This is a genomic window from Nonomuraea mesophila (assembly GCF_004352805.1).
Taxonomy (GTDB): Bacteria; Actinomycetota; Actinomycetes; order Streptosporangiales; family Streptosporangiaceae; genus Nonomuraea; species Nonomuraea longispora.
Genome location: NZ_SMLD01000159.1, coordinates 1 through 21,838, shown reverse-complemented (window position 1 = coordinate 21,838; position 21,838 = coordinate 1). Strand labels below are relative to the sequence as shown.

The window sequence follows — 21,838 nt, the reverse complement described above, 5'->3', positions numbered from 1 at the left end:
CTCCTCGGCCACGATCTGCATGATCCGCCGACACTCGCCGGGCAGCTCGTCCGCCGGGACACCGCCGGCGCGGCCGGCACCGTCAGTGCCGGCCGCGTCCGCCCCGGAGCCTGTCCCGGTCGCCGTTCTGATCGCAGTAGGTCGCGATCGCGCATGTCCGGCGCAACCGGAGTTGCCGCTGCAGATGCGGCGCGGCAGGTGACATGTCCTATGGCGATCGACGGACGTGTCTTCGCCCTTTGAGTGTGTTGACCAATTCGACTGAAGGATGACCAAGGAGTTGAGAATGACCGATACACCGATAGTGATCGCTGGGGCGGGGCCGACCGGGCTGATGCTCGCGTGCGAGCTGGGGCTCGCCGGGATCGATGTGCTCGTCCTTGAGCGGCTCCCGCAGCCTCGAACGGTGGAATCGCGGGCCGGAGCCCTGCACATCCGCACGATGGAGATGCTGGATCAGCGGGGCCTGCTCGACGGATTCCTCGAGCGCGGACGGCCGCTGCGGGACGTGCACTTCTCCGGACTCGGTCTCGACCTATCCGATATGGCGACGCGATTTCCGTACGCACTGTTCCTCCTGCAGGCCGAGGTGGAACGGCTGCTGGAGGAGCGCGCGGCGCAGTTGGGGGTACGGCTGCGCCGCGACGCCGAGGTGACGGGGTTCTCCCAGGACGAGACGGGTGTGACGGTGGAGCTCGCGGACGGGTCGAGCGTCCGGGCGGACTACCTCGTCGGCTGCGACGGGGGACGCAGCACTGTGCGCGGGCTCGCCGGCATCGCCTTCCCCGGCACCTCGGCCACGATGACCACGATGCTCGGCGACGTCGAACTCGCCGAGCCGCCCGCGGCGGACATCTTCCAGGAGCGGCGCGAGCACGGCAGATTCTCGGTGCTGTCCTATGGTCCGGACTGGTACCGGGTGCTGACCAACGAGTTCGACCATGTCGCCGGCCGGGACGAACCGGTGACCCTGGAGACCCTCCGCAAGTCCTTGCTCAAGATTGCCGGGACGGATTACGGGATGCACTCACCGCGCTGGCTCTCCCGACACGGCGACGCGGCACGCCAGGCCGATCGTTACCGCGTGGGCCGGGTCCTGCTGGCCGGCGACGCCGCGCACATCCACTTCCCGGCCGGCGGCCAGGGCATGAACACCGGCATGCAGGACGCCGTCAACCTCGGCTGGAAGCTCGCCGCCGTCGTCCGCGGCCAAGCCCCGGATTTGTTGCTCGACACCTACCAGGCAGAACGCCACCCGGTCGCCGCCCGTGTCCTGCACAACACCCGCGCCCAGACCGCACTGTGGCGGGTGGACGATCACACCTCCGCTCTGCGCGAGGTGCTGGGCGATCTCATCGGCATCGATGAGGTACGGCTGCGCCTGGCCGGTATGATCTCCGCGACCGACACCAGGTATCCGATGGAGGGGACGGATGACCTGCTCGGCAGGCGGATGCCGGATCTCGACCTCGAGCACGGTCGCGTCCACGAACTGCTGCACCGCGCTCGCGCGATTGTGCTGGATCTCGGTGGTCTCCCGCCGCTCGCCGCCGTCGTGACCGGCTGGGCGGACCGAGTCGAGCTCGTCCGCGCTTGCCCTGCCGAAGGCTCCGGCCTCGGCGCGGACGCCGTACTCATCCGTCCCGACGGACACGTCGCCTGGGTCACCCGCGTCGGCGAGCAGCCAGACCTGGACGCTCTCCGGGCCGCCCTCACGACGTGGCTCGGCCCAGCTGGTCCTCACGGTGAGCAGGTACGCCACGGGCCCGCCCTGCCGCCCATGCAGAACCCGGACTAGCACGGCTCTGCGGGGACAAGCCGTCTCCCGATCACAACAGTGCCGGGTCCGTGACGCCCAGGGCGCAGCGGTCTCCAGCCGGCACCGTCCAATGTGGCCGGCTCCGCCTCCACGTCGACGGTTACCGAGGGCGTGCTGATCGTCATGCCGTCGGCGGCGAGGTTCTTCACCGCGGCGTCGATGTACAGGCTGTTAAACAGATGATCGCGTCCGAACCGAGGCCGAGCGCGCCGGAGCCGGCACGTCCAGGGCGGCTCTGCAGATCAGCGGCGCCGACTTCTCCAGTCTGACCAACTCGGCCGCCTCTGAGGATGGAGCCCGGCCGGGTTCGGCCCGCGGGGGTCCTGCGGATCACGCGGCGGGGTTGACATGATGGCCGTATGACGATCATTCCGCTGAGCCCCGACGCGTTGCTCACCACCACCCGCAGCGTGCGCAAGCGCCTCGATCTGACCCGTCCCGTGCCGGCCGAGCTGGTGCGTGAGTGCCTGGAGGTCGCGCTTCAGGCGCCCAGCGGCAGCAACCGGCAGGGCTGGCACTGGGTGGTGGTGAGCGATCCCGAGCTGCGCGCGGCGATCGGCGGCTACTACCGGCGCTCGTTCGCCGCGTACCGGACCTCGGGCGGCTCGGCCGGATCGTTGTTCAAGGACGACCCGGCGCGGGCGGCCACCCAGCAGCGGGTCTCCGACAGCGCCGACTACCTGAGCGAGCACATGGGCGACGTGCCGGTCCTGGTCCTCGGGTGCATCCACACGCCCGGCGGGCTGCCCGAGGGCAACCAGGCCGGGCTCTGGGGCTCGCTGCTGCCCGCGGCGTGGAGCTACATGCTGGCCGCCCGCGCCCGGGGCCTCGGCACCGCCTGGACCTCCCTGCACCTGGCGTACGAGAACGAGATCTCCGAACTGCTCGGCATCCCCGCCGACGTCCGCCAGGGCGTGCTCATCCCCACCGCCTACTACACGGGTGAGACGTTCAAGAGAGCCCACCGGCAGCCGCTCGACGAGGTGCTCCACCTCGATCGCTGGTAAGCCGCAGTCGAAGCACCACCTATGTGAGGAGAGCCTGTGACCCCCTTGCCCATGCTGCCGACGTCCCTGGTCGGAAGCTACGCCCAGCCCGAGTGGCTGATCGACCGCGCCCGCCTGGCCGAGCGGTTCCCCCCGCGGGTGCGGGCCAAGGAGCTGTGGCGCGTCCCGCCGGAGCAGCTCGCCCAGGCCCAGGACGACGCCACCGAGCTGGCCGTCAGGGCGCAGGAACGCGCCGGGCTGGACATCGTCACCGACGGCGAGATCCGGCGCGAGAGCTACTCCAACCACTTCGCCACGGCCCTCGACGGCGTCGACATCGACAATCCCGGCACGGCGCTCGACCGCAGCGGGCACCCCAACCCGGTGCCGCGCATCGTCGGGCCGATCCGCCGCACGCGCCCGATCGAGGTGGACGACCTGCGGTTCCTGCGCGCCCACACCGGCCGCACGATCAAGATGACGGTGCCGGGCCCGTTCACGATGAGCCAGCAGGCGCAGAACGACCATTATCGCGACGCCGAGGCGGCCGCGATGGACTACGCGGCGGCGGTCAACGCCGAGATCCGCGACCTGTTCGCGGCGGGTGCGGACATCGTCCAGATCGACGAGCCGTACATGCAGGCCAGGCCCGACCAGGCGCGCGCCTACGGGCTGGCCGCGCTGAACGCCGCGCTCGACGGCGTCACCGGCACGACCGCGGTGCACATCTGCTTCGGGTACGCGGCGATCATCCATGAGCGGCCCGAGGCGTACTCGTTCCTGCCCGAGCTGGCCGGCTGCCCGGTCGAGCAGGTGTCGATCGAGACCGCCCAGTCCGGTCTCGACCTGGGGGTGCTGTCCGACCTGAAGGACAAGACCGTCATCCTCGGGGTGATCGACCTGTCCACGCCCGACGTCGAGCCGGTCGAGGTGGTGGCGGACCGGGTGCGCAGGGCGTTCGACCGGGTGCCGCCCGAGCGCGTCGTCATCGCCACGGACTGCGGGATGAAATATCTGCCCAGGGAGTCGGCGGAGGGCAAGATGCGCGCCATGGCCGGCGCGGCCCGCCTGCTGCGGGACGAGCTCGGCCGGTCATGACCGGGCTGGCGCGCAAGGGCGCGGCTCCTTCACCGCGATCGTAGAACCACGCCGCCCGCACGAGTCACCGGGACGCCCGGGTGTCCCACGACCACCCCTTCGACCCGGCCCACGGCTACGACCTGGACGCCCTGCTCGCCGTCCCGGCCCCCGAAGAGCCGGACGACTTCGCCGCGTTCTGGCGAGGGTTGCGCGCCCGTGCGGCGGCGGTGGACGTGGACGCCTGGGCGGAGCCCCCGAGGACGATCGCTTCGGCGCCGCCGCCCTCGTCGTCCCCAGCTTCGGCGCGCATCCCGTACGTCTCACGCTGCCCTGCACCGGCAGCGGCGAGGCCGTGCGCGCCAGGTACGCGCGCCACCCGGAGACGGCCGAGGTGCTGCGGTATTTCGACGCGGCCACGGCGGCGGCCCGGATCACGATCCCGGTGCACGTGGCCGCCGCGCTCTTCGACCCGGCCGTGCCGCCGCCCGGGCAGTTCGCCGTGCACAACGCGCCGGCCGGGCCAAGGGAACTGCACGTGCCGGCAACCGGTCACCACGACCATCCCGGTGTGCCCGCGGCGGAGCGGCGGCTGGCCGCCTCCCAGAAGGCGTTCCTTTGCTCATGAAATATCCGCATTGGTGAGGATGTCGATTTAGGATCATGGGCCTAGCCCCCCATGACCTTCCGAGGAGCCCGCCGTGTCCGAGAGCGAGCAGGAAAACACCCCGCCCGGTGTCGACACCAGCAAGCCCAGCGTCTCCCGCGTCTACGACCACATGCTCGGCGGCAAAGACAACTACGAGGTCGACCGCCAGGTGGCCGCCATGGCACTGAAGATCGCGCCCGACGCGCCCGAGGCGGCCAGGGCCAACAGGGAGTTCCTCCGCCGCACCGTGCGCCACCTGGCGGCGGAGGCCGGCATCCGCCAGTTCCTGGACCTCGGCTCGGGCCTGCCGACGCAGGGCAACGTGCACGAGATCGCCCAGGACGTCGCCCCGCGCTCCCGCGTCGTCTACGTCGACCACGACCCGATCGTGCTCGTGCACGGCCGCGCGCTGCTGGCCGTCGACCAGACGACCACGATCGTCGAGGCCGACGCCCGCGACCCCGAGGCCATCCTCGCCGACAGGAAGACGCGCGGCCTCATCGACTTCTCCGAGCCGGTGGGGCTGCTGATGTACGCGATCCTGCACCACCTCGGCGACGAGGAGGACCCGGCCGGCATCGTGGCCCGGCTCGTCCGGCCGCTCGCCCCCGGCAGCCACGTGGTGATCTCGCACTTCTGCAACCCGGGCGAGGCCATGCCCGAGGTGTCGCGGCAGGCGTACGCCGCGGAGCGGCTCTTCAACGAGCACCTCGGGACCGGGCGCTGGCGCACCCGCGAGGAGATCCTCGCCTTCTTCGGCGGGCTGGACCTGCTGGAGCCCGGCCTGGTGCCGCTGCCCGAGTGGCGGCCCGGCGCCGGCGACCACGCGACGCCGGGCGTCACCTACCACACCTTCGTCGGAGGCGTGGCCCGCAAGCCCTAGGACGGCAGCTTGCCGGTGGCGACCACCTCGCGGTACCAGTGGGCGCTGTCCTTCCAGGTGCGCCGCATGGTGTCACGGTCCACCCGGACGATGCCGAAGCGCTTGGCGTACCCGTGCGCCCACTCGAAGTTGTCCATCAGCGACCACACGAAGTAACCTCGCACGTCCGCCCCGGCCGCGATCGCCTCGGTCACGGCCGTCAGGTGGCGGCGCAGGTAGTCGATGCGGCGCTCGTCACGGATGCGCCCGTCGGCGTCCACGACGTCGGCGAACGCGGCCCCGTTCTCGGTGATCATGAGGGGCAGGCCGGGGTGGTCGCGGTGCAGCCGCAGCAGCAGCTCGCTCAGGCCGCTCTCGTCGATGTTCCAGCCCATCTCGGTGTACGGCCCCGGCTGGCGGACGAACTCGACGTCCTCGCACGCGATCCATGGCGAGGACGCTCCGTCCTGGTGCCCGTCGGCGGTCTCGCGCCGCGAGGAGCCGTCCCACTGGCGTACGAGGGTGGGGTTGTAGTAGTTGACCCCGAGCACGTCCAGCGGCCGGCACGCGGTGGCCTCGTCGCCGTCGCGCACGAACGACCAGTCGGTCACCGAGGCGGTGTCGGCGATGAGGTCGCGCGGGTAGGCACCCTCCAGCATGGGGCCGAGGAAGGCCCGGTTGGACAGCGCGTCCGCGCGCCGCACGGCGTCGGCGTCGCGCTCGGACACGCCGCGCACGTGGTGCAGGTTGAGCGTGACCGACATCTGCGCGGAGGCGGCGGCGGTGCTGCGCAGCGCCTGGACGGCCAGGCCGTGGCCGAGGTTGAGGTGGTGCAGCGCGGCCAGCGCGGCGGCGGGTTCGGTCCGCGCGGGGGCGTGCACGCCGGAGGCGTAGCCGAGGTAGGCCGAGCACCACGGTTCGTTCAGCGTGATCCAGGTGTGCACGCGGTCGCCGAGCGCGTCGCCCATGAGCCGGGCGTACTCGGCGAAGCGCGTCGCCGTGTCGCGGTGGGGCCAGCCGCCCGCGTCCTCCAGTTCCTGCGGCAGGTCCCAGTGGTAGAGCGTGGCCACGGGCGCGATGTCCCTGGCGAGCAGGCCGTCCACCAGGCGGGAGTAGAAGTCGAGTCCCGGCCGGTTGACCGGGCCGCTGCCGCCGGGCTGCACGCGCGGCCAGGAGATGGAGAAGCGGTAGGCGCCGACACCCAGCGCGGCCAGGGTGTCGAGGTCCTCCTCCACGCGGTGGTAGTGGTCGCAGGCCAGGTCGCCGGTGTCGCCGTTCGCGACGAGGCCAGGGGTGTGGGAGAAGGTGTCCCAGATGGACGGGCCTCTGCCGTCCTCGTTCCAGGCGCCCTCCACCTGGTAGGCGGCGGTGGCGGTGCCCCACAGGAAGTTCTCGGGGAAGGTCGTCATGCTGCTCCTCGGAGGATGATCTCGATGTCGTCGGTGCCGGGTCCGGCGGCCACCCGCACACCGCCGGGGGTCGTCTCCAGGTCGGGGTGCAGGGCCTCGCGCACGCCTGCGAGCAGCAGGCTCCAGGGCGCGGGGGCGCCCAGGACGCGGCGGGCGCGTACCCGGTCGCCCGTGCGCGAGACCTCGAACACCGCGGCGGCGGCGCCGTCCACGGGCGCGGGCACCGTGACCGTGCGGCTCTCGCCGTCGGCGAGGTGGCCGGCCCGCAGGGTGACGCCGTCGGCGTAGTCGTAGTCGGGCCGGTCGTCGCGGGCCCCGAGCGGCAGCACCGCGCCGGGCCGCACCAGCAGCGGCAGGCTGTCGAACCCGTGCCGTTCGGTACGCCAGCCGGGTCCTGTGACGGTCGCGCCGTCGAGCAGCCGGGTCCACACCCCCTCGGGGACGTAAAAGGAAATGTCGCCCTCGGCGGACATGACGGGCGCCACCAGCAGGTCCGGCCCCAGCATGTACTGGGCGTCCAGGTGGTCGCAGGCCCGGTCGCCGGGGAACTCCAGCTGCATCGCCCGCATCACGGGCAGGCCCTCCTGGGCGGCCTGGACGGCGGCGGCGTACAGGTAGGGCATCAGCCGGGCCTTCAGCCGGGTGAACGCGCGCAGCACGTCGACCGACTCCTCGTCGAACGCCCACGGCACCCGGTAGGACCCGCTGCCGTGCAGCCGGCTGTGCGACGACAGCAGCCCGAAGGCCACCCACCGCTTGAACACCGCCGGATCGGGCCGCCCCTCGAAGCCGCCGATGTCGTGGCTCCAGAACCCGAAACCGCCCAGGCCCAGCGACAGGCCGCCCCGCAGCGACTCGGCCATCGCCTCGAACGTCGACTCGCAGTCGCCGCCCCAGTGCACCGGCATGCGCTGCCCGCCCACGGTGGCCGACCGGGCGAACAGCACGGGCGCGCCCCGCTCGGCCAGCACCCGGTGCACGGTCTCGTTGTAGACCAGGCTGTAGTAGTTGTGCATCCGCTCGGGGTCGGAGCCGTCCGCGTAGACCACGTCGGTCGGGATGCGCTCCCCGAAGTCGGTCTTGAACGCGTCCACCCCCATGTCGAGCAGCCCGCGCAGCTTCGCCGCGTACCATTCCCTGGCGGCGGGGGAGGTGAAGTCCACCAGCGCCCGGCCGGCCTGCCAGTGGTCATCCTGCCAGACGGTCCCGTCGCGGCGGCGCAGCAGGTGCCCGGCGGCGGCCCCCTCGTCGAACAACGCCGACGCCTGCCCGATGTACGGATTGATCCACACGCACACCCGCAGCCCGCGCTCCTTGAGCCGGCGCAGCATGCCCTCCGGGTCGGGGAACACCTCCGGGTCCCACTCGAAGTCGCACCACCGGTAGCGCCGCATCCAGAAGCAGTCGAAGTGGAAGACGCTCAGCGGCAGGTCCCGCTCGGCCATCCCGTCCACGAACGACGTCACCGTGGCCTCGTCGTAGTCGGTGGTGAACGACGTCGACAACCACAACCCGAACGACCACGCCGGCGGCAGCGCGGGACGGCCGGTCAGCGCCGTGTAGCGGCGCAGGATGCCGGCCGGAGTCGGCCCGTGAACGACGAGGTATTCCAGGTCGTGGCCCTCGACGCTGAACTGCACCCGCGACACCGACTCCGAGCCCACCTCGAACGACACCCGGCCGGGATGGTTGACGAACACCCCGTAACCGCGGTTGGTGAGGTAGAAGGGCACGTTCTTGTAGGCCATCTCGCTGCTGGTGCCGCCGTCCTCGTTCCAGACGTCCACCGACTGCCCGTTGCGCACCAGGGGGCCGAAGCGCTCGCCGAGCCCGTACACGAGTTCCCCGGCGCCCAGGCGCAGCTGCTCGACCATGAAGTGCCGTTCCTCGGCGTCGTGCATCACGCCGAGGCTCTTGCCGGCGCTGCGGGTCAGCTCGCGGCCGGCGGCGCTGAAGGTCATCTCCCACGGCGCGTCCCTGCGCACCTGTACGGTGAGGGCGCCGCTGGTCAGGCTCGCGGTCTCGCCGTCCACGGTGACCCGCGCCCGCGGGCGCTCGTCGCGCACCTCGAAGACCGGCGCGTCCGGGACCGACCCGGCGAAGTGCACCGTACGGACCCTGATCACGTCCGGCATCGGCGACGACAGGTCGAGCCGCAGCACCGGGCCGTCGAGGGTGTGGCCGCGGCGGGTGATCTCCTTGGTGGGGGCGAGCACCCGCAGCGAGCCCCCGTCGGCGCTCACGTCGTGGGCGCAGGCGACGTAGTCGCCCCGCACCCCGGGACGCATCCGCCAGTAGCCGTCCTTGAACTTCATCGTGGTGCGCCGCCCGGCCGGGCGGCGCCCTCCTCTCACAGCAGTGGGGCGGGGGCCCGCTACGCGTCAGGGCGCAGGGCGACGACGTCGCGGGGCGCCAGCGTGACCTCGCCGCCCGCGACGGCTCCGGTCAGCAGGTCCCGCGCCGGCTCGGAAATGGGCACGGCGGCCGCCTGGGCGCCATGGTTGAGTAGGAACAGCACGTCGCCGCGGCGTACCGCCTCGACGCCGGGAGGAAGCCCCGGCAGCGCCCCGGCCACGCCGGCGTCGGCCAGCGCGCGCTCGGCGATTACGCCGAGCGCGGCGGCCTCGGGCATGGTCGCGACGTACCAGGCGACGCCGTCACCGGCGCGGTGACGCAGCACGGCGGGGCGGCCGTCCAGGTCACCGCCGGCGAACTCGGCCACCGCCTCGGCGCCCTCCGCCGCCACCAGCTCCGTCCAGGTGTGCGCGGTGAAGGCGGCGCCGTCCGCCCACCGGCAGCGCACCGGCTCGCCGCCGGGCGCGGGCAGCCACTCCTCGCCCGAGGCGCCCAGCACCTCGCGCAGCGGCGCGGGGAAACGCCCGGTACGTACGTGCGCTCGCTCGTCCACCACCCCGGAGAACGGCCCGACCACCAGCACGCCGCCGCCGCGCGCGTACGCGGTCAGCGCCGCCGCGTCCCGGTCGCCGACCAGGAACAGGTTCGGCACCACCACCAGCGCGTAGCCGGACAGGTCCGCCGAGGGCGGCACCACGTCCACGCTCACGCCGCGCTCCCACAGCGGCAGGTAGTAGCCGAGCAGCTGGCCGGTCGCGTCGAGCCGGTCGCTGGGCCGGCCCTGTTCCTCCAGCGCCCACCAGCTCGCCCAGTCGAACACCATCGCCACCCGCGCGGGCACCGGCGTGCCCGCCACGCAGGCGAGCCCGCGCAGCTCCCGGCCGTGGGCGCGGACCGCGGCGTGCAGCCGCGTGTCCGGCCCGGCGTGCGGCACCATCGCGGCGTGGAAACGCTCGGAGCCGAACCGGGAGGCCCGCCACTGGAAGTAGCAGAGCCCGTCCGCGCCGCGGGCCAGCGCCTGCAGCGACTCCAGCCGGAACTGGCCGGGCGGTTTGGGCAGGTTGTGCGGGCGCCAGTTGACGGCGCTGGTGGACTGCTCCATCAGCAACCACGGCTTGCCTCCCGCGAGCCCGCGCATCAGGTCGTGGGTGAGCGCCGTGCGCGCCGGGGTCAGCGGGTCGCCCGGCTCGGGATAGCAGTCGTTGGAGACGACGTCCTCCTCGGCCGCCCACGACCAGTAGTCGACCGGCTTGAACAGCCCCATGAAGTTCGTCGTGACCGGCGTGCCGGGGGTGTGCTCCCGCAGGACGTCGCGCTCGGCCCGGTAGTGGTCGAGCAGCGCGTCGGAGCAGAACCGCCGCCAGTCGAGGCGCTGCGACGGGTTGATGAGGTAGGGGGCCCGCCGTGGGGGGACGATCTCCGCCCAGTCGCCGTAACGCTGGCTCCAGAACGTGGTGCCCCACGCCTCGTTGAGCGTCTCCAGGTCGCCGTGGCGCCGGAGCAGCCAGGCCCGGAACGCGGCCGCCGACTCGTCGCAGTGGCACACCTGGCCGTACTCGTTGCCCACGTGCCACAGGGCGAGCGCCGGGTGGCCCGCGTACCGGGAGGCCAGGGCGGAGACGATCGAGAGGGCACGTTCGCGGTAGACGGGGGAGGAGGGGCAGAACTGGTTGCGCGCGCCGTACCAGAGCCGGTGCCCCGACTCGTCGACGGGGAGCGTCTGCGGCCAGCGGTGGCCCAGCCACGGCGGCGGTGAGGCGGTGGGGGTGGCGAGGTCCACCGCGACGCCGTTCTCGTGCATCAGGTCGAGCACCCGGTCGAGCCAGGCGAAGTCGCGTACGTCCGGTTCGGGTTCGAGCCTGGCCCAGCTGAACACGCCGACGGTGACCAGGTTGACCCCGGCGGCGCGCATCAGCGCGGCGTCCTGCGCCCACACCTCCTCCGGCCACTGCTCCGGGTTGTAGTCGCCGCCGAACAGCAGTCCGCGGCCCGCGGTGAGCGTGTGCATGCCCGGCCGTGCGGTCATGCCGGCCTCCCCTCACGCGGCCCGCCCGCCGGCCCCGGCACCGGCGGTGGCGCGCTGCTGTCGCCGGCGACCAGCCGGCAGGGGACGAGCCGCTGCTGGGGCGGCCCGCCGCCGCTCAGCCGGTCGACGAGCATGCGCGCGCCGAGCCTGCCGAGCTCGGTGCCGGGCGGCTCCAGCGTGGTCAGCCTGGGATGGAACATCTCCGCGACCCCGGCCGACGACAACACCAGCATCAGCGTCAGGTCGTCGGGGATCCGCCGGCCGCGCGCCGCCGCGGCCGCGATCACCCCGACCGCCGCGTGGTCGTCCATCACGGCCAGCGCGGTGACATCGGGATGCGCGTCCATGAGCCGCTCGAACGCCTCCCGGCCCTCCTCGGCCGACCCGGGGCGGTGGCCGTCCACGTAGCCGATCCCGGCGGCCCGCGCGGCGGCGGCGAACTCCTCTCCCGCGCGGATCGCGGGGCCGTAGCCGTCGGCGTACGCGTCGGCGGAGAGGTTGAAGAAGGCCAGCTTGCGATGGCCGAGCGCGGCCACGTGCGCCACGGCGTCCCTTGCCGTGGCCGCGAAGTCGATGTCGGCGTAGTCGATCGAGCCGGGGTCGCGGGTGCGCCCTATCATGCTGAACGGCACGCCCGCCGCCGCCAGGAAGGCCGCGCGCTCGTCGTCGAGCCCGACCTCCATGAGCAGCACCCCGTCGATCAGCCCCAGGCCGGTGAGGTGGCGCAGCTCCTCGATCGGGTCGGCGTTCTCGGGGGAGAGCAGCAGGTGGTGGCCCAGCTCGCGGGCGGCCTCGGCGGCCCCGGTGGCGAACTGCATCTCCGTCAGTCCGAAGCCGCTGCGCGGCGCCGGGTAGAGCAGGGCGAGGATGCGGGTGCGTTTGCTCTGCAGGCCCCTGGCCAGCAGGTTGGGACGGTAGCCGAGCTCGGCCGCCGCCTGTTCGATGCGGCGTCTGGTGCCGGCCGCGACCGGCCGGGTGCCGTTGAGCGCGGCGGACACGGTGCTGATCGCGACCTGTGCGCGCTCGGCCACGTCCCGTAATGACGACATCCTGCTCCCGACCCTGGGCACGCTCGGCCGGAGAGGGCCGATACGGTAGTCGAAACGTTTCGCACAACCTAGGGTCCGGTTTGCGGGGATGTCAATGGTGTGGATTCGGATGTCCGGAAAGGCGGCCCCGGCCGCGTCCACATGACCGGGGCACGCTCATGGGGCGTCAGTACACGTACGGCCAGCCGTCCGCGTCCCAGCCGAGGAGGTTGATCCCGAGCTTGGGGGTGCCGTTGTCCGCGCCGTCGTAGTAGTGGTAGACGAGCAGGTCGCCGTCCACGTCACGCATGACGCTCTGCCCACCGGGGCCGACGATCCGGCCGTGCGTCTCCAGCACCGTCGTGCCGCCGCCGTTCAGCATGGACCGCCCCGAGCGGTCGACGTACGGGCCGGTCGGGCTCGAGGAGCGGCCCACCTTGATCTTGTACGTGCTGCTCGTGCCGGCACAGCACTGGTCGTAGGAGGCGAACAGGTAGTAGTGGCCGCCGTGCCGGACGATGTGGGGCGCCTCGACGGCGCGGGGTGCGTCGGGGCGGGTGGCCAGGTGGTGGAGCGTGCCGTCGCCGGGCAGCCGCTTGCCCGTCGAGGGATCCAGCCGGATCATCCGGATGCCCGTCCAGTGGGAGCCGAAGCTCAGCCACCACCGGCCGGAGGAGTCGACGAGCAGGTTCGGGTCGATGGCGTTGTGGTCGGAGCTCGTCGTGGTCGCGTAGATGATGCCCTGGTCGGTCCACGAGCCGGGCTGCCCGGTCGTGCTGGTGGCCAGCCCGATCGCGGAGTGGTTGGAGCCGAAACCGGAGACCGCGTAGTAGAGCAGGTAGCGCCCGCCGTGCTGGGAGATGTCGGGCGCCCACGGGTCGTTGCCGGAGGAGTAGGTACGCCACCACGACGGCGGCGTCCGGAAGGCCGATCCGGCGCGCGAGAAGGCGACGCGGTCCGCGGAGGTGCGGGCCTCCAGGTAGCCGTGGGTGGAATACAGCACATATCCGGTGGAGGTGCGGATCATCGTGGGGTCGTGGACGACGACGTCTCCGGTGACGTGGCCGGGGCCGGGGTAGGCGAAGGCCGTGCTCGCGTAGAGGGCGAGCGCGGCGGATGCGGTGCCGATGAGGCGTGACAGGCGCACGGGGGGTCCTCCTTCGGGGGCGGCGGGTGCCGCCGTTCGTGGTCCGCCTGCCTGACGCTGCGCCGGACGACATGTAAACCCGGCCTCTGACGGACGTCAACCGCCGCGTGAAACTTTCACGGACGTCCGGGCGTGCCGTGCAGATACCGGGTCCGGGCCTTGACAGGGGATGCCGGCCGTCCTATCGTCAAGCCACTTTCGCCCTCGATGTTAGCGCTAACAGTGTCTGCCGCGCTGCGCCACAGCGACCTCCGGCACCGGCGCGTCACCCGGGCGGCGGCGCGGTCGACCGGCGCTGGACGAGCTCGACGGGCCCGGCCAGCACCTCGGCCACCCTGTCGTCGGGCTTGAGCCCGGCGAGCAACGACACGCCGCGCCGGCCCAGCTCCGCCAGCGGCATCCGCACCGTGGTCAGGGCGGGGAACAGGTAACTGGCCAGCTCCAGGTCGTGCACGGCCACGATCGACACCTCACGCGGGATCTCGAACCCGGCCGAGCGCGCGCCCTCCATCGCGCCGATCGCCGAGGCGACGTTCGCCACGAACACCGCCGTCGGCCGCTCGGGGCCCGCGAGCAGGCGGGCCATCGCCGCCGCGCCGCCGGCCGGCGTGTAGTCGGCCGCCACGATCGGGCCTTCCGGCAGCCGGGCCTCGCGCATCGCCGCCGAGTATCCCGCCGACCTGCGGCCGGCGGTGTCGGCGTGGGCCGGTCCCGCCAGGTGGGCGATGCGGCGGTGACCCAGGCGTACGAGGTGCTCCACCGCGAGTGCGGCGGCCCGCTCGTCGTCGAGGATGACGTACCGCTCGACGCTCCTGCTGCGGTTGTTGAGCATGATCCAGGGGATGGCGGCCCTGTCGAGGTGCTCGACCAGCCCGGACTCGTCGCCCGCCCCGGCCAGCAGCAGGCCGTCGATGCGGCCCTGCCCGATCCGGTCCATGTACTCGCCGAGGCCGGCGCCGCTGGCGCTGCCGGTGACCAGGACGTACCCCTGGGCGGCCGCCTCCGACTCCGCGCCCTTGATGATCTCCGCGTAGACGGGGTTGGCGAAGTCGGGGATGAACAGCCCGAACATGTGCGCACGCGCGGTACGCAGGCTCCGCGCGGCCACGTTCGGCCGGTAGCCGAGCCGGTCGATCGCGGCCAGCACCCGCTCGCGCGTCTCCTGGCGGATGTTGAGCGTGGGGTCCTTGTTGATCACCCGGGAGACGACGGCCCTGTCGACCTTCGCCATCGCGGCGACGTCGGCGAGGGTGACCCGTGAGCGCTTCATGCCGGTGATCCCGGGCGCACGCTCTCTCCGGTGTCCATCGAGCGGTAGAGGGCGTGCAGCAGGCGGAGCGTGCCGAGGTTGTCCGCGCCCGACGTCTCCGGCTCGCCGCCCTCGGCGATCGCCCGCAGCAGCGAGCCCATCGGCCCGGCCATCGCGTCGGGCAGCCAGCGCGTGGTCACCGGGTACGGCAGCCAGCCGTCCGTGGGCAACGAGCGGCTGTTGACGGACAGGGTGTCGGGGCGGCCGTGGGGATAGTCGTAGAGCAGGCCCAGCGTGCCCTTGATCGCGCCCTGCGTCCCGTCGATGCGGAACGACGCCTCCTGGTCGCCGGTGCGGTTCTCGTGCGTGGCGTGGACCAGCGCCCGCACGTCTCCCGGGTAGACCAGCGTGCTCATCGTCCGCGTCTCGCCCTTGGCGAGCTGGCCGGGCGTGCGGCCGCCGGTGCAGAAGACGAGCTCGGGGTCGCCCAGGATCGAGCGGATCGCGTCGAGGTAGTGGATGGAGTGGTAGACGATCTCCAGCCGGTCGGCGCCGACGAGCCAGTCCCAGCCGCTCCAGTCGGTGTGGATGTTCACGGTGAACGTCATGGCCGTCGGCTCGCCGATCCAGCCCGCGCGGACCATGGCGCGGGCCGCGGCGATGCCCTCGTCGAAGCGGAGCTGCTGGTTGACCGCCACCTTCAGCCCGCGGGCCGCCGCCAGCTCGACGATCTCCCGGCCGGTCTCGACGTCGGGCGCGAACGGCTTCTGGCACAGCACGTGCCTGCCGGCCGCCAGCGCCTCCTTCGCGATGCCGGGCTGCGCCCCCGGCGCGACCGCGATGTCCACCACGGCGGCCCGCTCGTCGGCCAGCAGCTCCGCCGGCGACCCGTACGTCCTCGGCACCCCGTGGCGGTCGGCCACCTCGGCGGCCCGGCCGGCGTCGAGGTCGTACAGTCCCGTCACCTCCAGCCCGGCCCGCCGGTAGGCGGGCAGATGCGCGACGTCGACGATCGCGCCGGCACCGACCACCGCGATCGGCAGCCGGTGCGCGTCCGGGATGGACAGGTCCGCCGCGGCCGCGATGGGCGCGAACACGTCGATCATCCGGGCTCCTCCATACCGTAGAAGCGGGTCGCGGTGCCGCCCAGCACGGCCGCGCGCCCGTCCTCCGGCAGCCCCGACAACACCGCGCCCGTCTCCCGCCACACCTTCGCGTAGTCGCCGGCCAGCAGCGCCACCGGCCAGTCGCTGCCGAACATCAGCCGCTGCGGCCCGAACGACTCCAGCGCGTGCTCCACGTACGGCCTCAGGTCGTCCGCCGTCCAGGTCGCGGCGTCGGCCGCGGTGTTCAGCCCGGACACCTTGGCATACACCTGCGGATACTCGGCCGCGCGGGCGAGCAGCGACGCCCACGGCTCCCAGCCCTTCTCCTTGATGGGCGGCTTGGCGAGGTGGTCGATGACCATCCGCAGCCCCGGCACCCGCTCGGCCAGCACCGGAACGTGCTCCAGGTGCCGGGGCAGCACGGCCACCACGTCGAACGGCAGCCCCGCCGCCGCCAGGAACCTCAGCCCCTCGATCACGGAGTCCTGCAGCACCCAGTCGGGGTCGGGCTCGTCGTGGACGAGGTGGCGCACCCCGGCGAACTTCGGATGCCGCCGGTAGCGCTCCAGCGCCTCGGCCGCCTCGTCGGGCCGCCACAGCGGCACCCAGCCCACCACCGCGCCGATGATGTCGTGGACGTCGGCCTGAGCGAGCATGGCGTCGGTGTCGGCGTAGGAGTCCATGGCCTGCACCAGGACCGTGCGCTCGACTCCCGCGGCGGCGAGCTGGGGGAGGAGCTCGGCGGGCTCGAAGGTGCGGAAGATCGGCCCCGACGCGGGGGTCAGCCACGGGTAGGAGCCCGTCTCCAGGTTCCAGAAGTGCTGGTGGGCGTCAACGATGGTCATCCGGCCTCCTCACATGATCGTTTTGAGCGTACACACGGCCGGCCACGGACGCGCGGGGTTGGACGAGTTCCAGCGTGATCGCGTCGGGGTCGAGGAAGTAGCAGGCGTAGCCGCCCGTGTTGACGCCGGCGGTGATCTCGGCGGGCGGGCTGACGAAGGTGACGCCGGCCGCCGCCAGCCGGGCGTGCTCGGCGCGGGCGTCGTCCACGGTGAGCGCCAGGTGGGCGGCGCCGGGCAGGTGGCGGGCGGGGTCGCGGGGCCGGCCGCGGGGGCGTACGTACTCGACCAGCTCCAGGTCGTGGGTCGAGACGCCGCGGGGCTGGCCGGGCACGGCGAGCTGGGCGACGCGGAGCACGGCGTCGGGGTGGCCGACCAGCCTGCGGGTGTAGGCGTTGTCCTGCTCCTGCCGGTGCACGAGGGTGAAGCCGAGCAGGTCGCGGTAGAACGCCACGGACCTGTCGAGGTCGGCGACCGTGAACGAGAAGTGCCAGACGCCTCTCATCGCGGAGCCTCCTGCCGTACGAGGGCGCGCACCTCGTCCGCGATCCGGCCGGCGCCGGGCACCAGGACCTGTGCCAGTGCCGGCGCGGCCGGCATCCGCACGTCGGGCGTGCCGATCCTGAGAGGCGGCGCGAGCAGCGGCACGCCGGCGCCGGCCACGCGGGCGACGACCTCCGCGCCGAAGCCGCCGGTGACGTTCGCCTCGTGGACGACCGCCAGCCTGCCGGTGCGGCGGGTGCTCTCCAGCACGGCGCCGGCGTCGAACGGGTTGAGCCACGGCGTCTCCACGACCTCCGCGTGCACGCCCTCGGCGGCCAGCGTCCCGGCCGCCTCCAGCACCCGGTGCGTCATCGCGCCCCAGGTGACGATCGTGACGTCGGAGCCGGCGCGGCGGGTGCGCGCCCCGCCCATCGGCGCGACCGGGCCGCCGGTCGTGACCCGCTCCTTCGCGCCGGCGTACAGCGTGCGGTTTTCGATCACCAGGGTGGGGTCGTCGCCGTGCACGGCCGTCACCAGCAGGTCGTAGGCGTCCTGCGGCGTGCTCGGCATGCACACCCGCAGCCCCGGCACGTGCAGGAACAGCGCCTCCAGGCACTGCGCGTGCTGGGCGCACGCGCCCGGCGCGCTGCCCTGCTGGGTGCGGATCGTCAGCGGGGCGCTCAGCCGGCCGCCCGAGACGTAGCGTACGTTGGCCGCCTGGTTGACGATCTGGTCGAGCGCCACCAGGGAGAAGTCGGCCCACATGATCTCCACGATCGGGCGGCGGCCCATCATCGCCGCGCCCACCGCGCTGCCGAGGATGGCCGACTCGCTGATCGGCGTGTCGAACACCCGGTCGCCGTACCGCTTGCGCAGCCCTCTCGTCACGCCGAACACGCCGCCGGGCACGCCGACGTCCTCGCCGTAGACCAGCGTCTCCGGCAGCTCCTCCATGAGCCGGTGCAGGGCCGCGTTCACGGCCTCGCCGTAGGTGAGCTCGCGGTCAGGCATACAGGTGCTCCCTCGCGGTCTCGGGGTCGGCGAACGGCGCGTCGAGCGCCGCGGCGGCGGCGGAGTCCATCTCCGCCCGCGCCCGGCGCTCCACCGCGTCGATGTCGGCGGCGGGCACCCCGTCGGCGAGCAGCCCCTCGCGCAGCCGGGCGATCGGCTCCCCGCGCCTGATCCGCTCCAGCTCCCCGGGCTGACGGTAGGTCTCGGCGTCGCCGATGTAGTGGCCGGCCAGCCGTTCGGTCACGCACTCCAGCAGCGTCGGCCCGCCGCCCTCGCGGGCGACCTCCAGGGCGTCGCGCATGTGGAAGCGCACGGCCTCGGCGTCGTTGCCGTCGACGCGGTGGCCCGGTATCCCGTACGCCGCCGCGCGGCCGGCCAGGCGCGGCGTGCGTACCATGTCGGCGATCGGCGTCAGCTCCGAGTAGCGGTTGTTCTCGCAGACGAAGACGACCGGCAGGGAGAAGGCGGCGGCGAAGTTCATCGCCTCGTGCACCGCGCCCTGGTTCATCGCGCCGTCGCCGAACACGCTCACGGCGGCCCTGCCGGAGCCGTCGAACCTGCCCGCCAGCGCGGCGCCGCACGCGATCGGCGCGCCGGCGCCCACGATCGAGTTCTCGCCGTGGAAGCCGTGCTCGGCGGCCGTGAAGTACGCCGAGCCGCCCCGGCCGCCGTTGACGCCGCTCGCCCGGCCCATCAGCTCGGCGAACAACGGCTGCGCCGGCACGCCCCTGGCCAGCGCCCAGCCGTGCCCGCGGTAGGTGGCGAACAGCGCGTCGTGCGGCTCCAGCGCGTCGCACGCGCCGGTGGGAACGGCCTCCTGGCCGATGCACAGGTGCACCGATCCCACGATCGGGCCTTCGGCCCGCAGGTCGCGTACCTTCTCCTCGAATGCGCGGATCCGCCACATGGCCAGCAGGTCCGCGAGCCGTCTCTCACTCAACGTTTCTCCATGCGTCCAGGGCCGCGGCGCAGATCGCCCCGGCGTCGCCGATGTAGGACTCGGGCGGGACGGGCAGCGCGCCCAGGCCCGCCAGGTCGTCGGGGCCGGCGACGTCGCGCAGGGCGTCGGCCAGCGCCCGCCCGCTCTCGCGCGCCTCGTGGGCCGCCCGGTAGACCAGGTCGTGCGCCTTCTCCCTGCCCAGCGCCGGGGCCAGGCGCATCATGTACGCCTCCGCCATGATCAGGCCGCCCTCGGCGTCGAGGTTGGCCCGCATGGCGGCGGGATAGACCCGCAGCCCGGCGGCGACGTCGGCGGCGCTGGCCAGCGCGCCCGCGGCCAGCTCGGCCAGCAGCGGCACGACGTACCACTCGACCTGCCACTCGCCGGCCGCCCGCTCGTGGCCCGCCTCCATCGCTCGGAACAGGCCGGAGCTGAGCGCGCCCGCCGTGCCGGACATGCCGATGACGGCCTCGCAGCCGATGGGGTTGGCCTTCTGCGGCATCGTGGAGGACGCCCCCCGGTGGTGGCCGCCGGCCTCGCGCACCTCGCCGATCTCGGTCCTGGACAGGTCCACGACCTCGCGGGCGAAGCGGGCCGCTGTGGCCGCCAGGCTCGCGCAGGTCACGCCGAACTCGGCGACGCCGTCCCTGGCCACGTGCCAGGGCACCTCGGCGGAGCGCAGCCCGAGCCGCGCGGCCATGCCCTCGCGCACCTCGCGGGCGCGCTCGCCCATCGCCGCGGACGTGCCGCCGGCGCCGAACAGCGACACGACCCGCACCTGGCGGGCGGCGCGGGCCACCCGATCGCGCTGCCGCGCCGCCTCCGCCAGCAGCACCGCCAGCTTCGCCCCGAACGTCGTGGGCACCGCCTGCTGGGCGTGCGTGCGCGCGGCGACGACGGTGCCCGCGTGCGCGGCCACCAGGCGGGCGATCTGCTCGCCGAAGGAGGCGAGCAGCGTGGCCAGGCGGTCGAGGGCCTCGCCCATCTGCAGCGCGAGGCCGGTGTCCATGATGTCCTGCGTGGTGGCGCCGTAGTGCACCCGGCCGCCGGGCCCGTCCGGCAGGGCCGCCGCGATCATCCGTACGAGGGGGAGGATCGGGTAGCCCACGTTCGCCGCCTCCTCCCACAGGCGGTCGAGGTCGATCGTGGCCGGCACGCAGGCCGCGGCGATGGCCCGCGCGTCGGCCTCGCCGATGACGCCCGCCTCGGCCTGGGCCAGGGCGAGCGCGGCCTCGGCGCGCAGCCAGGCGAGCACGGTGCGCTCGGCCGAGAAGATCCCGGCCATCGCGCGGTCGCCGAACAGTTCGGGCAGCAGCTTGAACGTCTGCGCGGGGCCGGCGGGCATGTCGGCGGGCATGTCGGCGGGCATGTCGGCGGGCACGGTCAGTTCATCTCCAGCCCGCCGTCGACGTTCAGCGCCTGGCCGGTGACGAACGACGCCAGGTCGCTGGCCAGGAACAACACCGCGGAGGCGACCTCCTCGGGCCGGCCGGGGCGGCGCAGCGGCGAGCGCTCGCCGACCTCCCGCAGGTAGCCCGCGCCCGCGCCGGGTCCGAAGCGGCGGTCGCGATCGCGGATGATCTCCTCCCACATGGGCGTGAGGAAGACGCCGGGGCAGACCGCGTTGACCCGTACGGGGGCGAGCGCCTCGGCGGCCGACTTCGTCAGGGAGAGCAGCGCCGTCTTGGTGGCGGAGTAGTGGGCCGCGTCCGGGCGGCCGGAGCGGGCGGCGACGGAGGCGAGGGTGACGATCGAGCCGCCGCCCTGCCCGGCCATGCGCCGGCCGACGGCCTGGGTGAGCCAGAAGGCGGCGTTGAGGTTGGTGTCCACGATCCGCAGCCACTCGTCCGGCTCGATGTCCAGCAGCGGCGTGGTGCGCATGGCGCCGGCGCAGTTGACCAGCACGTCGATCCGGCCGGGAGCGGCGGCCAGCGCCAGCGCCTGGGAACGGTCGGTGAGGTCGGCCGGCCGGGCGGTGACGCCCAGAGCGGCCGCCGCTTCGGCGAGTCGCGGGCCCTCCAGGTCGGAGAGCACGACGTCGGCCCCGGCTTCGGCCAGCGCGCGGGCGCACGCGAGGCCGAGACCGCCCGCGCCGCCCGTGACGAGCGCCGTGCGCCCGCTCAGGTCGATCGTGACAGCCATCCCCGATGATCTCCCTCACGCAGGTCAAACGATTGACTTGACCATAACAGCGGCCTCGTCGACCGGACAAGAGGGAGATCAACCGTTCGATCAGGATTTATTGGGAAAAGTCCGGCGGCCAGCCGAGTTCCGCGCGGAACGCCGCGCTCGCCCGCGCGAACGCGGCGCGGTCGAGCACCGCGCCCTTGTGCCGGCCCTCCGTGATCGGCTCGTCGTGCATGCGCGCGGGCAGCTCGCCGGGGCCGCCGCCCTTCCTGACCGCGCCCTCCCTGACCGCGCCCTCCCTGACCGCGTACGCCCGCAGCTCGTCGAGCCGGAGCTGCCCGGCGGCCAGCAGGTCGTCCAGCGTGAACGTGTCGCCGAGAACGGCGGTGACCAGCGCCGTCAGGCGGTCGATGGTCAGCGGGCGCGTGGGGGAGGAGGCGAAGACGCACAGGTTGAGCGCGTCGAGCCCGCTCCAGAGCCGCAGCAGCCGGGCGCTGCGCCGCCCGCGCTCCTCGTCCAGCACCCCGGCGGGGGCGGGTTCGGCGCCGATCCGCCGCGCCTCGGGGAAGCTGTAGCCCAGCCCCACCACGGGATCGAAGTCGAGGTCGTGCTCCAGGGCGTCGTAGCGCGGGCCGCCCGGGGCGAGCGCGTACCCGAGCCCCACGCCCGGCTGGACGCGCGGATCGAAACACGGCATCTCCGCGCCTGCGACGGTCATCGCG

20 protein-coding genes are annotated in these 21,838 nt (G+C 73.3%); 5 read left to right on the top strand and 15 right to left on the bottom strand.

Translation table 11 applies throughout. From position 1 onward, the window contains the following. Positions 1-286: 286 nt before the first annotated feature. The 3 genes from E1295_RS38320 to E1295_RS38310 all read left to right on the top strand — a co-directional run bounded on the left by E1295_RS38320 (position 287) and on the right by E1295_RS38310 (position 3,903). Complete coding sequence (locus E1295_RS38320; protein ID WP_132638540.1) at positions 287-1,798, top strand: FAD-dependent monooxygenase; 1,512 nt, start codon at positions 287-289, stop codon at positions 1,796-1,798. A 380-nt stretch (positions 1,799-2,178) separates the two neighbouring features. Continuing rightward, positions 2,179-2,826, top strand: a complete 648-nt coding sequence (locus tag E1295_RS38315) for a nitroreductase family protein (RefSeq protein ID WP_132638538.1) — start codon at positions 2,179-2,181, stop codon at positions 2,824-2,826. Positions 2,827-2,862: 36 nt separating this feature from the next. Further along, positions 2,863-3,903 (top strand): uroporphyrinogen decarboxylase family protein, encoded by a 1,041-nt coding sequence (locus E1295_RS38310; protein WP_220449100.1) that lies wholly within the window; start codon positions 2,863-2,865, stop codon positions 3,901-3,903. 115 nt (positions 3,904-4,018) lie between these two features. Here the strand turns inward: E1295_RS38310 and E1295_RS50395 are convergent, their stop codons facing one another. Beyond that, a complete protein-coding gene (locus tag E1295_RS50395; RefSeq protein ID WP_220449099.1) occupies positions 4,019-4,195 on the bottom strand; it encodes a hypothetical protein in 177 nt (58 codons plus the stop codon). A gap of 42 nt (positions 4,196-4,237) precedes the next feature. On the opposite strand from E1295_RS50395, the gene E1295_RS50390 reads away from it, so the two are divergent. Both E1295_RS50390 and E1295_RS38300 read left to right on the top strand, forming a co-directional pair. Next, a complete protein-coding gene (locus tag E1295_RS50390) occupies positions 4,238-4,510 on the top strand; it encodes an acetylxylan esterase (protein WP_220449098.1) in 273 nt (90 codons plus the stop codon). A 73-nt stretch (positions 4,511-4,583) separates the two neighbouring features. After that, positions 4,584-5,414, top strand: a complete 831-nt coding sequence (locus E1295_RS38300) for an SAM-dependent methyltransferase (RefSeq protein ID WP_132638534.1) — start codon at positions 4,584-4,586, stop codon at positions 5,412-5,414. On the opposite strand, the gene E1295_RS38295 is transcribed toward E1295_RS38300, so the two are convergent. The 14 genes from E1295_RS38295 to E1295_RS38235 all read right to left on the bottom strand — a co-directional run. Beyond that, positions 5,411-6,802, bottom strand: coding sequence for a GH1 family beta-glucosidase (locus E1295_RS38295; protein ID WP_132638532.1), 1,392 nt, complete (start codon positions 6,800-6,802; stop codon positions 5,411-5,413). The genes E1295_RS38300 and E1295_RS38295 overlap by 4 nt on opposite strands. Next, entirely contained in the window at positions 6,799-9,117 is a 2,319-nt protein-coding gene (gene yicI, locus E1295_RS38290) for an alpha-xylosidase (protein ID WP_132638530.1), read from the bottom strand. The genes E1295_RS38295 and yicI overlap by 4 nt, the downstream gene beginning before the upstream one ends. 59 nt (positions 9,118-9,176) lie before the next feature. Beyond that, on the bottom strand, positions 9,177-11,183 hold the full coding sequence (locus E1295_RS38285) for a beta-galactosidase (protein ID WP_132638528.1): 2,007 nt from the start codon (positions 11,181-11,183) through the stop codon (positions 9,177-9,179). After that, positions 11,180-12,232, bottom strand: a complete 1,053-nt coding sequence (locus tag E1295_RS38280; RefSeq protein WP_132638526.1) for a LacI family DNA-binding transcriptional regulator — start codon at positions 12,230-12,232, stop codon at positions 11,180-11,182. The genes E1295_RS38285 and E1295_RS38280 overlap by 4 nt, the downstream gene beginning before the upstream one ends. 166 nt (positions 12,233-12,398) lie before the next feature. Next, positions 12,399-13,358, bottom strand: coding sequence for an arabinan endo-1,5-alpha-L-arabinosidase (locus E1295_RS38275; protein ID WP_132638524.1), 960 nt, complete (start codon positions 13,356-13,358; stop codon positions 12,399-12,401). A gap of 265 nt (positions 13,359-13,623) precedes the next feature. Further along, positions 13,624-14,628, bottom strand: a complete 1,005-nt coding sequence (locus E1295_RS38270) for a LacI family DNA-binding transcriptional regulator (RefSeq protein ID WP_132638522.1) — start codon at positions 14,626-14,628, stop codon at positions 13,624-13,626. Beyond that, positions 14,625-15,713, bottom strand: a complete 1,089-nt coding sequence (locus tag E1295_RS38265; protein ID WP_132638520.1) for a Gfo/Idh/MocA family protein — start codon at positions 15,711-15,713, stop codon at positions 14,625-14,627. The genes E1295_RS38270 and E1295_RS38265 overlap by 4 nt, the downstream gene beginning before the upstream one ends. Continuing rightward, positions 15,710-16,558: an amidohydrolase family protein gene (locus tag E1295_RS38260; protein WP_132638518.1), complete on the bottom strand. Its 849-nt coding sequence runs from the start codon at positions 16,556-16,558 to the stop codon at positions 15,710-15,712. Before E1295_RS38260 ends, E1295_RS38265 begins: the two co-directional genes overlap by 4 nt. Beyond that, entirely contained in the window at positions 16,545-17,060 is a 516-nt protein-coding gene (locus E1295_RS38255) for a VOC family protein (protein WP_132638516.1), read from the bottom strand. Before E1295_RS38255 ends, E1295_RS38260 begins: the two co-directional genes overlap by 14 nt. Beyond that, the gene (locus tag E1295_RS49330) at positions 17,057-18,049 is read right to left on the bottom strand and encodes an alpha-ketoacid dehydrogenase subunit beta (RefSeq protein ID WP_166427623.1); all 993 of its coding nucleotides are present in this window, start codon (positions 18,047-18,049) and stop codon (positions 17,057-17,059) included. The genes E1295_RS38255 and E1295_RS49330 overlap by 4 nt, the downstream gene beginning before the upstream one ends. Beyond that, positions 18,042-18,989: a thiamine pyrophosphate-dependent dehydrogenase E1 component subunit alpha gene (locus E1295_RS49325; protein WP_220449097.1), complete on the bottom strand. Its 948-nt coding sequence runs from the start codon at positions 18,987-18,989 to the stop codon at positions 18,042-18,044. Before E1295_RS49325 ends, E1295_RS49330 begins: the two co-directional genes overlap by 8 nt. Beyond that, positions 18,982-20,370 (bottom strand): lyase family protein, encoded by a 1,389-nt coding sequence (locus E1295_RS38245; RefSeq protein WP_220449096.1) that lies wholly within the window; start codon positions 20,368-20,370, stop codon positions 18,982-18,984. Before E1295_RS38245 ends, E1295_RS49325 begins: the two co-directional genes overlap by 8 nt. A 2-nt stretch (positions 20,371-20,372) precedes the next feature. Further along, the gene (locus tag E1295_RS38240; RefSeq protein WP_132638514.1) at positions 20,373-21,131 is read right to left on the bottom strand and encodes an SDR family NAD(P)-dependent oxidoreductase; all 759 of its coding nucleotides are present in this window, start codon (positions 21,129-21,131) and stop codon (positions 20,373-20,375) included. A 97-nt stretch (positions 21,132-21,228) separates the two neighbouring features. Next, positions 21,229-21,838: aldehyde ferredoxin oxidoreductase C-terminal domain-containing protein (locus E1295_RS38235; protein WP_132638512.1), on the bottom strand; the 610-nt coding region annotated here is incomplete at its 5' end.

Coding starts and splice junctions, on each gene's coding strand:
- E1295_RS38285 (WP_132638528.1), bottom strand. CDS start 11,183: ATGACCGCACGGCCGGGCATGCACACGCTCACCGCGGGCCGCGGACTG.
- E1295_RS38295 (WP_132638532.1), bottom strand. CDS start 6,802: ATGACGACCTTCCCCGAGAACTTCCTGTGGGGCACCGCCACCGCCGCC.
- yicI (WP_132638530.1), bottom strand. CDS start 9,117: ATGAAGTTCAAGGACGGCTACTGGCGGATGCGTCCCGGGGTGCGGGGC.
- E1295_RS38255 (WP_132638516.1), bottom strand. CDS start 17,060: ATGAGAGGCGTCTGGCACTTCTCGTTCACGGTCGCCGACCTCGACAGG.
- E1295_RS50395 (WP_220449099.1), bottom strand. CDS start 4,195: ATGCGCGCCGAAGCTGGGGACGACGAGGGCGGCGGCGCCGAAGCGATC.
- E1295_RS38240 (WP_132638514.1), bottom strand. CDS start 21,131: ATGGCTGTCACGATCGACCTGAGCGGGCGCACGGCGCTCGTCACGGGC.
- E1295_RS38280 (WP_132638526.1), bottom strand. CDS start 12,232: ATGTCGTCATTACGGGACGTGGCCGAGCGCGCACAGGTCGCGATCAGC.
- E1295_RS38265 (WP_132638520.1), bottom strand. CDS start 15,713: ATGATCGACGTGTTCGCGCCCATCGCGGCCGCGGCGGACCTGTCCATC.
- E1295_RS49330 (WP_166427623.1), bottom strand. CDS start 18,049: ATGCCTGACCGCGAGCTCACCTACGGCGAGGCCGTGAACGCGGCCCTG.
- E1295_RS38315 (WP_132638538.1), top strand. CDS start 2,179: ATGACGATCATTCCGCTGAGCCCCGACGCGTTGCTCACCACCACCCGC.
- E1295_RS38320 (WP_132638540.1), top strand. CDS start 287: ATGACCGATACACCGATAGTGATCGCTGGGGCGGGGCCGACCGGGCTG.
- E1295_RS38260 (WP_132638518.1), bottom strand. CDS start 16,558: ATGACCATCGTTGACGCCCACCAGCACTTCTGGAACCTGGAGACGGGC.
- E1295_RS38270 (WP_132638522.1), bottom strand. CDS start 14,628: ATGAAGCGCTCACGGGTCACCCTCGCCGACGTCGCCGCGATGGCGAAG.